This window comes from Cupriavidus basilensis (assembly GCF_000876015.1).
Lineage (GTDB): Bacteria > Pseudomonadota > Gammaproteobacteria > Burkholderiales > Burkholderiaceae > Cupriavidus > Cupriavidus basilensis_B.
Genome location: NZ_BBQM01000002.1, coordinates 1 through 12,452 on the forward strand (window position 1 = coordinate 1; position 12,452 = coordinate 12,452).

The window sequence follows — 12,452 nt, forward strand, 5'->3', positions numbered from 1 at the left end:
TTTGACTTTGAAGTGGCTTTTGACTTTGAAGTCAAGCAGTTGACTTCGAAGCTAAGCAATTGAATTCAAAGCCTCTGAGTATAAACTACCAAGAAATCCAAAACTCCCCCAATCAAAAAAATCTACTGCCGACCATTCCGTCGATTATCCGGCCACGGAGTATTATAATTAGTCCGAAACGGATTAATATCAAGCCCCCCCCGCCGCGTATACCGCGCATAAACCGCCAGCTTCACCGGCCTGCACTCCCGCATCACATCAACAAAAATCCTCTCCACGCACTGCTCATGAAACTCGTTATGGTTGCGAAACGAGATCAGATACTTGAGCAGCCCTTCCTGGTTGATCGGCGCGCCGACATATCGGATCTGCACGCTGCCCCAGTCGGGCTGGCCGGTGACGAGGCAGTTCGACTTGAGCAGGTGCGACACCAGCGTTTCCTCGACCGGCGGCTCGTCCTGGTTCGCGCGCAGCAGGTGCGGCGCGGGTTCGTAGATGTCGGTCTCGATGTCGAGGCGGTCGAGCTGGATGCCGTCGAGTTCGCCCATCTTCTGGCTGCCGAGGTCGGCCTCGTTCACCAGGCGGACCTGCACGGTGCCGCCGGTGGCTTCGGAGAGGTCGTGGTGCAGCAGCTGCTGCACGGCCTCGGGCGAGGCGATCTTGCTCTGGTTGAACGAGTTCAGGTACAGCTTGAACGACTTGGACTCGACGATGTTCGGCGTGTCGGCGGGAATGATGAAGCTGGCCAGCGCGACCTGCGGCTTGCCTTTCAGGTTCAGCCACGACAATTCGTAGGCGTTCCAGATGTCCACGCCGAAGAAGGGCAGGGCGCGGCCTTCGGCCAGGCCGATCTCGGTGCGCTTGGGCTGGCGCGGGATCGGGAACAGCAGCGTGGGATCGTATTCGGTCTTGTAGGCCGAGGGCTTGCCCAGCGGCGAGTGTTCGGGGAGGCTCATGGGGGCTCCGGGGCGGTGGGTTTTCTCCCTCTCCCGCCGGCGCGGGAGAGGGAGGAAGACCTCGGCTATCGGTCAGGTGGCCGGGCGGTCCGGCGTTTCGGCAAATCAGGACAGGAACAGCTTGTACACCGGATTCTCCGTCTCTTCCCAGTGTACGTAGCCCAGCGTGGCGAGGAAGGCGCGGAACGCGCGTTTCTCGTTCTTGGGCACCTGGATGCCGACCAGGATGTTGGACGTGTCGCCGCCCTGGTTGCGGTAGTGGAACAGGCTGATATTCCAGTTCGGGCTCATGCTGGAGAGGAAGCGCATCAGCGCGCCCGGGCGCTCGGGGAACTCGAAGCGGTACAGCAGTTCGTCGTGCGCGAGCGGCGAATGGCCGCCGACCATGTAGCGGATGTGCTGCTTGGCCAGTTCGTTGTTGGACAGGTCCACCGTCTCGAAGCCGTGGCGGCGGAAGCCCGCGGTGATCTTCTCGTTTTCCGCGCGGCTGCTGATCTGCACGCCGACGAAGATGTGCGCGGTGCTGTTGTCGGCGATGCGGTAGTTGAACTCGGTCACGTTGCGCGTGCCGACCTGTTCGCAGAAGCGGCGGAAGCTGCCGCGCTCCTCGGGGATGCTGACCGCGAACACGGCTTCGCGCGCCTCGCCCACCTCGGCGCGCTCGGCGACGAAGCGCAGGCGGTCGAAGTTCATGTTGGCGCCGCAGGCGATGGCCACCAGGTGCTGGCCCTTGAGCTTCTCGCGCTCGGCGTAGAGCTTGAGGCCGGCCACGGCCAGCGCGCCGGCCGGCTCGAGGATGCTGCGGGTGTCCTGGAACACGTCCTTGAGGCCGGCGCAGATCGCGTCGGTGTCCACCAGCACGATCTCGTCGACCAGCTCGCGCGTGATGCGGAAGGTTTCCTTGCCGACCAGCTTGACCGCGGTGCCGTCGGAGAACAGGCCCACTTCCTTGAGTTCCACGCGCTTGCCGGCGTCCACCGAGCGCTTCATCGCGTCGGAATCCACGGTCTGCACGCCGATCACCTTGATCTCCGGGCGCACCGCCTTGATGTACGAGGCGATGCCGGAGATCAGCCCGCCGCCGCCGATGGCCACGAACACCGCGTGCAGCGGGCCCGGGTGCTGGCGCAGGATTTCCATCGCGATGGTGCCCTGGCCGGCGATCACGTCGGGGTCGTCGAACGGGTGGATGAAGGTCAGCTTGTGCTTCTTCTCCAGTTCCGCCGCGCGGTTGTAGGCGTCGCTGTAGGAGTCGCCGTGCAGCACGATCTGCACCCATTCGCCGCCGCGCTCGCGCACCGCGTCGATCTTCACCTGCGGGGTGGTGACGGGCATCGCGATGATCGCCTTGCATTGCAGGCGCGCCGCCGACAGCGCCACGCCCTGCGCATGGTTGCCGGCCGAGGCGGCGATCACGCCGCGCCGCAGTTCCTCGGGCGTGAGCGAGGCCATCTTGTTGTAGGCGCCGCGCAGCTTGAACGAGAACACCGGCTGGGTGTCCTCGCGCTTGAACCACACCGAGTTGCCGGTGCGCGCGGACAACTGCTGGGCAAAGGTGAGATCGGTTTCCTGCGCCACGTCATACACTTTGGTGGTCAGGATTTTTCTCAGGTAATCGGTTTTGCGGGTCATCGTGGACAGCCAGGGCAGGGATGGCGAAACCGTCAATGATAAAGGATGGCGCGCCGCCCGATGCCCGCGCCGGCACCCGGCGCGCGCGCAGCGCGGGCCGCGCAGCGCGCCGGGAGCAGGCTGGCGCACGTGCCCGGCGCCCGCACCGCGGCGGTGCAGGCGCCGGCGTGGTGCAGCCCGCGCGGCCGCGCACCATGTAGGACGGCGCCCGGTGGACGCTGTCAAAACACTCTGATACGGTGTAGCGCAATGCCTCCCTTGCCTCTCATCGAACCCGACACGGCGCTGTTCCTGGATTTCGACGGTACGCTGGCGGACCTCGCGCCCCGCCCTGACCTGGTACGGGTCGAACCGGAACTGGTGGGGACCCTGCGCGCCCTGCACCGCCACCTGGACGGCGCCGTGGCGCTGGTGTCCGGGCGGCCCATCGCCGAGCTCGACGACTTCCTCAAGCCCCTGCAATTGCCCGCGGCCGGCGTGCACGGCGCGGAACTGCGCGACGCCGGCGGCCGCCGCCTGCGCGAGCCCGATCCGGGCGTGCCGCTGCTGCTGCCGCCGCTGCAGGCGCTGGTGGCGGCGCACGCGGGGCTGCAGCTCGAGCGCAAGTCCGTCGCGGTCGCGGTCCATTACCGCGCCGCGCCCGAGCTGGAGGGGCTGGTGCGCGACTTCGCCGCGCGCCTGGCCGCCGGCGCGCCGGGCATCGAGGTCCTGCACGGCAAGATGGTGGTGGAGCTCAAGCCGGCCGGCATCGACAAGGGCGGCGCCATCGACACCTTCATGCGCGGCCCGCCGTTCGCGCGGCGCCGGCCGCTGTTCGCCGGCGACGACATCACCGACGAAGCCGGCTTCGCGGTGGTGCGCCGCCTCGGCGGCCTGGGCGTGCTGGTCGGCGAGCGGCCCAGCGCGGCCTCCGTCAGCGTGGCCGGGCCGGCGGCGCTGCGCTGCTGGCTGCACCGCTCGGCCAAGGCGCTGGAAGTCATGGCGGCGGCCGGCAATATGCCCACGGCGCCCACGGCGCCTACAGCGCCCGCTTCGCACGCTTCGCCTACGCCGTCCGCGCCACCCGCCGAGTCCGCCCCCACATCCACGACGACGCCTTGAGGGAGAAATCGCTGTGAGCCAATCATCCACCGAGGACAGCCAGCCGCGTGCCGCCGGCGCCACCCGCCACCATGCCGATCCCTCGCTCTCGCTGGGCATGATCGGCAACTGCGCGATCTCCGCGCTGGTCGACGGGCGCGGCCGCTACGTCTGGTGCTGCCTGCCGCGCTTCGACGGCGACCCGGTCTTCAACGCGCTGCTCGACCCGGGCGAGAACGCCGGCCACTTCGCCATCGAGATCGAGGATTTCCAGGAAGCGCAGCAGTGGTACGAGCCGAACACCGCGGTGCTGCGCACGCGGCTGACGGACCGCCACAACAACTGCATGGAGATCACCGATTTCGCGCCGCGCTTCTTCCGCCTGGGCCGCTATTTCCGGCCGACCACGCTGATCCGGCGCATCCGCCCGGTGCGCGGCGCGCCGCGCGTGCGGGTGACGGTGGCGCCGCGCTTCGACTGGGGCCGCGTGGCGCCCGAGATCACGCGCGGCAGCAGCCACGTGCGCTACATCGGCGACGGCATGACGCTGCGCATGACCACCAACGCGCCGCTGACCTATGTGCTGTCGCGCACGCCCTTCCTGCTCACGCGCAGCCTCGACTTCATCCTCGGCCCCGACGAGACGCTGCAGGGCGGGGTGGAGGAGATCGCGCGCGACTTCGAGCAGGAGACCACCGCCTACTGGCGCCTGTGGAGCCGCCGCCTGGCGGTGCCGCGCGAATGGCAGGATGCGGTGATCCGCGCCGCCATCACGCTCAAGATGTCGCTGTTCGAGGAGACCGGCGCCATCGTCGCGGCCATGACCACCAGCATCCCGGAGGCGCCCGGCAGCGGCCGCAACTGGGATTACCGCTTCTGCTGGCTGCGCGACGCCTTCTTCGTGATCCGCGCGCTCAACAGCCTGTCCGAGGTGGGCACGATGGAGGACTACCTGCGCTGGCTGTCCAACGTGGTGATGCAGTCCAAGGACGGCCACATCCAGCCGCTGTACGGCATCGGCCTGGAGCTGGAGCTGCCCGAGAGCGTGCTCGATCACCTCTCCGGCTACCGCGGCATGGGGCCGGTGCGCGTGGGCAACCAGGCGCAGGAGCACTTCCAGCACGACGTGTACGGCAACGTGGTGCTGGGCGCGGCGCAGGCGTTCCACGACCACCGCCTGCTGCACCGGGGCGGCGCGGCCGAGTTCCGCGTGCTGGAGACCGTGGGCGAGCAGGCGGTGCGCGTGTTCGGCACGCCCGACGCCGGCATGTGGGAGCTGCGCACGCGCGCGCGCGTGCACACCTCGTCGGCGCTGATGAGCTGGGCCGCGTGCGACCGCCTGGCCAAGATCGGCGACGCGCTGCAGCTGGCGGGCCGCGCGGCGTACTGGCGCCGGCACGCGGACGTGATGAAGGAGCGCATCGTGCGCGAGTCGTGGAGCGAGGAGCGCCAGGCGTTCGCCGAGAGCTTCGGCGGGCGCGAGCTGGACGCCAGCGTGCTGCTGATGGCCGAGGTCGGCTTCATCGCGCCGCAGGACGAGCGCTTCATGTCCACACTCCGGGCGATGGAAGCCTCGCTGTGCGACGGACCCTACATGCGCCGCTACGAGGCGCCCGACGATTTCGGCAAGCCCGAGACGGCGTTCAACATCTGCACCTTCTGGCGCATCGACGCGCTCGCCCGCGTGGGGCGCCGCGAGGAGGCGCGCGAGATCTTCGAGGCCATGCTGGCGGCGCGCAATCCGCTCGGCCTGCTGTCCGAGGACACCCATCCCGTCACCGGCGAGATGTGGGGCAATTTCCCGCAGACGTATTCGATGGTGGGCCTGATCAATGGCGCCACGCGCTTGTCGGCACCGTGGGACGCGGTGATCTGAGCCGGCGGGCGGGCCGCGGCGCCGCACCACAAAGGAAGACATGGGCAGACTAGTTGCGGTATCCAACCGCGTGGCCGACCCCCGCAACATCGCCGCGGGCGGGCTGGCGGTGGCGCTGGGCGAGGCGCTCAAGGCCACCGGCGGCGTCTGGTTCGGCTGGAGCGGCAAGATCGTGGAGACCGCGCAGGGCGGCACGCCGGGCGAGGGCGAGCTGCACATCCAGCAGGCCGGCAACGTCACGCTGGCCACGGTGGACCTGTGCCGCGAGGACCACGACGCGTATTACCAGGGCTACAGCAACGGCGTGCTGTGGCCGGTGTTCCACTACCGCATCGACCTGGCGGATTTCGATTCGGCCCACCTCAACGTGTACCGCCGCGTCAACCAGCTGTTCGCGCGCAAGCTCGCGCCGCTGCTGCGCCCCGACGACGTGATCTGGATCCACGACTACCACCTGATTCCGCTGGCGTCGGAGCTGCGCGCGATGGGCTGCGGCCAGCGCATCGGCTTCTTCCTGCACATCCCGCTGCCGCCGCCGCTGATCCTGGCCGCGATCCCGCAGCACGAGTGGCTGATGCGCGCGCTGTTCGCCTATGACCTGATCGGCTTCCAGAGCCAGCTCGACCTCGAGCATTTCTCGCGCTACGTGCAGCGCGAGGCGCAGGCCGAGCCGATGGGCGACAACCGCTTCCGCGCGTTTCACCGCACCGTGCGCGCGCAGGCCTTCCCGATCGGCATCGACGTGGACGAATTCGCCGCGCTGGGCCGGGGCGACGAATCGCGCGAGACCTACGAGATGATGCGCGGCCAGTACGCCACGCGCCGGCTGCTGCTGGGCATCGACCGCCTCGATTATTCCAAGGGCCTGCCGCAGCGCCTGAAGGCGGTGCGGCAACTGATGGCGCAGTACCCGGAGAACCGCCGCAGCGCCACGCTGATCCAGATCGCCGCGCCCTCGCGCGAGACCGTGGACGCCTACGCCGACCTGCGGCGCGAGATGGAGGGGCTGTCGGGCGCGATCAACGGCGAGTACGGCGAGCTGGACTGGATGCCGGTGCGCTACATCCACCGCACCACCGCGCGCCGCCGCCTGCCGGGGCTGTGCCGCGCGTGCCGCGTGGCGCTGGTGACGCCGCTGCGCGACGGCATGAACCTGGTGGCCAAGGAGTTCGTCGCCGCGCAGGACCCGGACGACCCCGGTGTGCTGGTGCTGTCGCGCTTCGCCGGCGCGGCCGAGCAGCTGCGCGAGGCGCTGCTGGTCAATCCCTACGACATCAACGCCACCGCGCAGGCGATCCAGCAGGCGCTGCACATGCCGCTGGCCGAGCGCCAGTCGCGCCACCAGAAGCTGCTCGAGCGCATCCGCGCGCAGGACGTGCACTGGTGGCGGCGCGAGTACCTGCGGACGCTCTCGGAGTCGGACGGCAACTGACGGCGGGACGACGAGACGACGAGACGACGAGATGGCCGGGCGGCGCCGGCGCGGCGGCTGCCGGCCGGGCGCTCAGCCCGCCAGGTCGCCGGCCACGTCCACGTCACGGAAGGCGCCTTCGTCTTCGGTCGGGATGCGGATCACCGGCTGGCTTTTCAGCAGCGCGCGCGCGCCTTCGTCGCCGTCGAGCGCGAGCAGCGCCGCGCGCCAGGCCGCGCCGAACCCCACCGGATGCCCGCGCCGGCCGTCGCGCCACGGCGCGGCGATGGCCCCGGGCGCGGTGACGGCCAGCGCCACCGCGCGGATCAGCTCCGCGGACAGCCACGGCATGTCGGCCAGCGCCACCACCCAGCCGCGCGCGGCCGGCGTGGCGGCGATGGCCGCGGCCAGCGCGGCGCCCATGCCGGCCTCGGCGGCCGGGGCCTCGAGCACGCGGCAGCCGGCCGCGCGCAGCTCGTGCGCCAGCGCCGGGTGGCCCGGGCGGATCACGGCCAGCGCGCCGGGCAGCGTGGCGGCCAGCGTGCGCGCGCTGCGCCCGGCCACGGTGTGGCCGTCGGGCAGCCGGGCGAGCAGCTTGTTCTGCCGGCCGCTGGCGTCGAAGCGGCGGCCGTAGCCGGCCGCCAGCAGGATGCCGGTGGGCGGCCCGGCGGCATCGGGCGCCGCCCCGCTCACGAGTCGACGCCGCAGGAGCTGGCCGGGTCGGCGGCCAGCTCGCGCGCGGCCTTGGCGCCTTCGACCTGGAGGATGTCGGGCAGCGAGACGTGGTTCTTGGCGGCCACCACCTCGGCCAGGATCGAGATGGCGATCTCCGGCGGCGTGCGGCTGCCGATGTAGATGCCGACCGGGCCGTGCAGGCGCGCGAGCTGCAGGTCGTTGAGGTCGAATTCCTTGAGCCGCTCGCGGCGCGCCTGGTTGTTGCGGCGCGAGCCGAGCGCGCCCACGTAGAACGCGCGCGTGCGCAGCGCTTCCATCAGCGCGAGGTCGTCGAGCTTGGGGTCGTGGGTGAGGGCGATCACGGCGCTGCGCTCGTCGAGCTTCATCTCCATCACGGTGTCGTCCGGCATGGTGCGCACCATCGTCACGCCGGGGATGTCCCAGGTCTCGGTGTATTCCTCGCGCGGGTCGCACACCGTGACCTGGAAGCCCAGCCCGACCGCGATCTGGCACAGGTACTTCGACAACTGCCCGGCGCCGATCACCAGCATGCGGTAGCGCGGGCCGTGGATGGTGAGCAGCGTGCGGCCGTCGAAGGCAAGGCCGTCGGTGGCCTCGGCGTGGCCGAGCGTGGCGCGGCCGCTGGCCATGTCCAGCGAGCGCGCCACCAGCCGGCCTTCCTCCACCGCGGTTAGCAGCTCGGCCAGCCCGCTGGCGGGGCCGAGCGGCTCCGTCACCAGTTCGATGGTGCCGCCGCAGGGCAGGCCGAAGCGGTGCGCTTCCTCGGCGCTGATGCCGTACTTGACGGACTCGGGGCGCGCGCCGGCGATGCCCTCGCGCCGCACGCGGTCGATGAGGTCATCCTCGATGCAGCCGCCCGAGACCGAACCGACCACCAGGCCGTCGTCGCGCACCGCCAGCATGGCGCCTTCGGGCCGGGGCGACGAGCCCCAGGTCCTGACCACCGTCACCAATAGCGTGCGGTGGCCTTCGGCCATCCAGCGCACGCTGCTTTTCAGGACTTCGAGATCCACGCTGTCCATGATCGTTTCCGCTTCGATTCACCGTTCTGTTCACCGGGCGCGCCGCCGTCGACGGCTGGCGCCCCATCCGTGGCGGTATCGTCCGCCGTTGTTGTCTCCCCCTGCGCCTGGGCTTCTGCCTGCGCCTGCGGGTCGCCGCCCAGCGCCGCCGTGAAGCGGTCGAAGAAGGCGTCGGCCATCTTGCGCGCGGCCGCATCCACCAGCCGCGAGCCGATCTGCGCGATCTTGCCGCCGACCTGGGCGTTGACCGTGTAGGTCAGCAGCGTGTGCTCGCCTTCGGGCGCCAGCGTCACGTGCGCGCGGCCCTTGCCGAAGCCGGCCGCGCCGCCCTGTCCGTCGAACTGGATGGTGTAGCTGTCGGGCGCCTGGATGTCCTGCAAGGCCATGCGTCCCTTGAAGCGCGCCTTGACCGGGCCGACCGCCGCGGTCAGCGCCAGCAGGTAGGCGTCGCCGAGGTCGCCGTCAGGCTCGATGCTCTCACATCCCGGGATGCACTGCTTGAGCAGGGCCGTGTCGTTGAGGGCTGCCCAGGCGGCCTGCTGCGCCACCGGCAATTGCCTGGTCTGTGTCATTTCCATGATGGGGCGGTCTCCTTGTCTTGTCTGCCGGGTCTTGTCTGCAACGGGTGCGTGGCGGGCGGCGCGTGGCGCGGCTCGGCCAGCAGCGCCTCGAGCGCGAACAGGTTGTCCAGGTTGTGGGCCGGACGCAGCGCGTCCACGTGGGGCAGGATGGCCTGCACGCCACGCGCGCGCGGCGTGAAGCCGGCGTAGCGCAGCAGCGGGTTGAGCCACAGGATGCGGTGGGCGAAGCGGCGCAGGCGCGCCATTTCGGTCTCCAGCAGGCCGATGTCCTCGTGGTCCAGGCCGTCCGTGACCAGCAGCACGGTGGCGCGCCCGGACAGCGTGCGGCGCGCCCACTGGCGGTTGAACGCGGCCAGCGCGGCGCCGATGCGGGTGCCGCCGGCCCAGTCGCGCACCTGGCCGGCGATGGCCTCGACCGCCTCGTCCGGGTCGCGCTCGCGCAGCGCGCGCGTGATGTTGGTCAGGCGGGTGCCGAACAGGAACACCGAGAGCCGCTCGCGCGACTGCATCAGCGCGTGGCAGAAGTACAGCACCGCGCGCGAGTACTGGCTCATCGAGCCGGAGATGTCGAGCAGCAGCACCAGCGGCGGGCGGCGCTCGGCCTGGCGGCGGAATTTCCAGCGCAGCCATTCGCCCTGCTGGCGCACCGCGAGCCTGGCGCTGGCGCGCAGGTCGGCGCGCGGCCCGCTGGCGGCGGCGCGCAGGCGGCGCGTGCGCTCGGTGGCCAGGCGCGCGTGGCGCGCGCGGATCATGTGCCGCAGCGCGCGCCATTCCTCGGCGCCGAGCGTCTCGAAATCGCGCTGCGCGAGCCGCTCCTGCGCCGAGAAGGTGAGCGGGGCGCCGAAGCGTTCCCCGGTTTCCTCGTTCTCCTTTTCGCGCCGGGCGGCCCGGGGCGGCTGCCGCGCGGCCAGCGCGTCGGCCAGGCGGTTGCCGCGCCGCGGCGGCGGCGTGCCCGCGTCCACGCGCGGCAGCAGCAGCGCGCGCAGCTTGCCTTCCCAGTCGGGGTCGCGCCAGAACAGGTCGAAGGCGGCGTCGAACAGGGGCCGCTGGTCGGGGCCGCCGACCATCAGCGCGGCCATCGCCGCGCGCACTTCGTCGCGCCGGCCGATGTCGACGTATTGCAGCGCGTCCAGCGTATCCGCCGCGTGCGCCGGCGACAGGCCGAAACCGGCGTCGCGCAGCAGCCGCACGAAGTGCGCGACATTGCGCGCCAGCATGGGCAGGGCGCCGGCGGTGGGCGTGCCGGCGGGCGTGGCGTCGGGGTGCAGCCTCGGCATGGCTCAGCCTCCCGGCGCGCCGGCCAGCAGCTCGGCCACGGTGGGGCCGTCCACGCGGGCGAGGTCGTCCTGGTATTTCAGCAGCACGCCCAGCGTGTCGCGCACCGACTGCGGGTCGAGCTCGCTCACGCCGAGCGCGGCCAGCGCGCGGCACCAGTCGATGGCCTCGGCGATGCCGGGCGCCTTGAACAGGTCGATGCCGCGCAGCCCGTGCACGAAGCCGATGGCCGCGAGCTGCAGCGCGGCGGCGGCCTCGGGGGCGCGCGCGGCGACGATCTGCAATTCGCGCTCGCGCTGCGGATAGCCCATCCATTGATAGAGGCAGCGCCGCTTGAGCGCGTCGTGCACCTCGCGCGTGCGGTTGGACGTGACCACGATCAGCGGCGGCTGTTCGGCCTGCACCACGCCGATCTCGGGAATCGACACCTGGTATTCGGACAGCACTTCCAGCAGGAAGGCCTCGAACGGCTCGTCGGCGCGGTCGATCTCGTCGATCAGCAGCACGCGCGGCATGCCGGGCGCGGCCGGGTCGGGCAGCAGCGATTCGAGCAGCGGGCGCTTGAGCAGGAAATCGTCGTGGTAGAGCGACTGCGCCTCGGGCCGCTCGCCGCGCGCCTCGGCCAGGCGCAGCGCCATGATCTGGCGCGGGTAGTCCCACTCGTAGAGCGCGCTCGACGCGTCCAGCCCTTCGTAGCATTGCAGGCGCAGCAGCCGCGTGCCGAGCGCGCCGGCGATGGCGCGCGCCAGCGCGGTCTTGCCCACGCCGGGCTCGCCTTCGAGGAACAGCGGGCGCTGCATGCGCAGCGCCAGGTAGAGCACGGTGGCGGTCTCGCGGTCGGCGAAGTATTGCTGCGCCTCCAGCAGGGCGGCGGTGTGGTCGATGGAGGTGGGGAGCATGGTGTTGGGGGCGCGGAGCGAGGCGGTGGGTTTGCGTGGGCTTGGTGGTGCTGCAGGCGCTGGCCCTCTCCCCCAGCCGCTCTCCCGCGTGCGGGAGAGGGGAGAATACCGACGGTGCCTGCATTGCTGTCGGCGTGCTCCCCTCTCCCACTTGTGGGAGAGGGGTCGGGGGAGAGGGCGGGCGCCCGCCAGTGCGAAAGCGCCCGCGCGGCCTCAGCCGCCGCCGGCCTGCTCCACCGCCCGCGCCGCCAGCACCGGGATCAGGTGCGCGCGGTACTCGGCCGACGCATGCAGGTCGGCGTTCAGCCGGCCCGCGTCCACCGTGACCGCGCGCGCCGCTGCCGGCGTGAAGCTGGCCGACAGCGCCTGCTCCAGCGGCGCGCAGCGGAACACGCTGTCGGCCGCGCCGGTGACGGCCACGCGCACCGCGTTGCCGAAGCGCGCCACCATCACGCCGACCAGCGCGAAGCGCGAGGCCGGGTTGCGGAACTTGACGTAGGCGGCCTGCCCGGGGACGCGGAAGCGCACGGCGGCGATCAGCTCGTCGGGCTCCAGCGCCGTCTCGTAGAGGCCCTTGAAGAAGTTGTCGGCGGCGATGTTGCGGCGGTCGGTCACCACCGTGGCGTCGAGCGCGAGCACCGCGGCCGGGTAGCACGCGGCGGGGTCGTCGTTGGCCAGCGAGCCGCCGAGCGTGCCCATCGCGCGCACCTGGCGGTCGCCGATGCCGCCGGCCAGCGCGGCCAGCGCGGGAATCGCCCTGGCCACTTCCGCGCTGGCGGCGACGTCGGCGTGGCGCGCGGCCGCGCCGATCACCAGCTCGCCGTTGTCCATGCGGATGTCGGCCATGCCGGCGATGCGCGACACGTCGATCAGCGCCGACGGCGCCGCCAGCCGCAGCTTCATCGCGGCCAGCAGGCTCTGGCCGCCGCCGAGGAACTTGGCGTCGGGGTCGCGCTTGAGCGCGGCCACCGCGGTCCTGGCATCCGCGGCGCGTTCGAAATGGAATGCGTACATGGTCTGCCTC

The 12,452-nt window shown here is 71.1% G+C and carries 11 protein-coding genes; 3 read left to right on the forward strand and 8 right to left on the reverse strand.

Going from position 1 to position 12,452, the window contains the following annotated elements; translation table 11 throughout:
• Positions 1–122: 122 nt before the first annotated feature.
• Together queF and ilvA are read right to left on the reverse strand one after the other, a co-directional pair.
• Positions 123–956: an NADPH-dependent 7-cyano-7-deazaguanine reductase QueF gene (gene queF, locus KF708C_RS00915; protein WP_059410450.1), complete on the reverse strand. Its 834-nt coding sequence runs from the start codon at positions 954–956 to the stop codon at positions 123–125.
• 105 nt (positions 957–1,061) lie between these two features.
• Positions 1,062–2,588 (reverse strand): threonine ammonia-lyase, biosynthetic, encoded by a 1,527-nt coding sequence (ilvA, locus tag KF708C_RS00920; protein ID WP_020205858.1) that lies wholly within the window; start codon positions 2,586–2,588, stop codon positions 1,062–1,064.
• Positions 2,589–2,837: 249 nt separating this feature from the next.
• Between ilvA and otsB the strand changes: the two genes are divergently transcribed.
• From otsB to otsA, 3 genes are all read left to right on the forward strand, one after another.
• The gene (otsB, locus tag KF708C_RS00925) at positions 2,838–3,689 is read left to right on the forward strand and encodes a trehalose-phosphatase (RefSeq protein ID WP_059410451.1); all 852 of its coding nucleotides are present in this window, start codon (positions 2,838–2,840) and stop codon (positions 3,687–3,689) included.
• Positions 3,690–3,786: 97 nt separating this feature from the next.
• Positions 3,787–5,544 (forward strand): glycoside hydrolase family 15 protein, encoded by a 1,758-nt coding sequence (locus KF708C_RS00930; RefSeq protein ID WP_052166018.1) that lies wholly within the window; start codon positions 3,787–3,789, stop codon positions 5,542–5,544.
• 40 nt (positions 5,545–5,584) lie between these two features.
• The gene (gene otsA, locus KF708C_RS00935; RefSeq protein WP_029044212.1) at positions 5,585–6,976 is read left to right on the forward strand and encodes an alpha,alpha-trehalose-phosphate synthase (UDP-forming); all 1,392 of its coding nucleotides are present in this window, start codon (positions 5,585–5,587) and stop codon (positions 6,974–6,976) included.
• Between the two features lie 72 nt (positions 6,977–7,048).
• Here otsA and KF708C_RS00940 read toward each other — a convergent pair whose 3' ends face one another.
• The 6 genes from KF708C_RS00940 to KF708C_RS00965 all read right to left on the reverse strand — a co-directional run bounded on the left by KF708C_RS00940 (position 7,049) and on the right by KF708C_RS00965 (position 12,442).
• A complete protein-coding gene (locus tag KF708C_RS00940) occupies positions 7,049–7,648 on the reverse strand; it encodes a nucleotidyltransferase family protein (RefSeq protein WP_059410452.1) in 600 nt (199 codons plus the stop codon).
• Complete coding sequence (locus KF708C_RS00945) at positions 7,645–8,673, reverse strand: XdhC family protein (RefSeq protein ID WP_059410453.1); 1,029 nt, start codon at positions 8,671–8,673, stop codon at positions 7,645–7,647. The genes KF708C_RS00940 and KF708C_RS00945 overlap by 4 nt, the downstream gene beginning before the upstream one ends.
• Entirely contained in the window at positions 8,646–9,251 is a 606-nt protein-coding gene (locus KF708C_RS00950) for a CoxG family protein (RefSeq protein WP_059410454.1), read from the reverse strand. The genes KF708C_RS00945 and KF708C_RS00950 overlap by 28 nt, the downstream gene beginning before the upstream one ends.
• On the reverse strand, positions 9,242–10,531 hold the full coding sequence (locus tag KF708C_RS00955) for a vWA domain-containing protein (RefSeq protein ID WP_059410455.1): 1,290 nt from the start codon (positions 10,529–10,531) through the stop codon (positions 9,242–9,244). Before KF708C_RS00955 ends, KF708C_RS00950 begins: the two co-directional genes overlap by 10 nt.
• Before the next feature lie 3 nt (positions 10,532–10,534).
• Positions 10,535–11,428 carry an AAA family ATPase gene (locus KF708C_RS00960; protein ID WP_020205866.1) on the reverse strand — a complete coding sequence of 298 codons (894 nt, stop codon included), beginning with the start codon at positions 11,426–11,428 and terminating at the stop codon, positions 10,535–10,537.
• 213 nt (positions 11,429–11,641) lie between these two features.
• The gene (locus tag KF708C_RS00965) at positions 11,642–12,442 is read right to left on the reverse strand and encodes an FAD binding domain-containing protein (RefSeq protein ID WP_059410456.1); all 801 of its coding nucleotides are present in this window, start codon (positions 12,440–12,442) and stop codon (positions 11,642–11,644) included.
• Positions 12,443–12,452 lie beyond the last annotated feature (10 nt).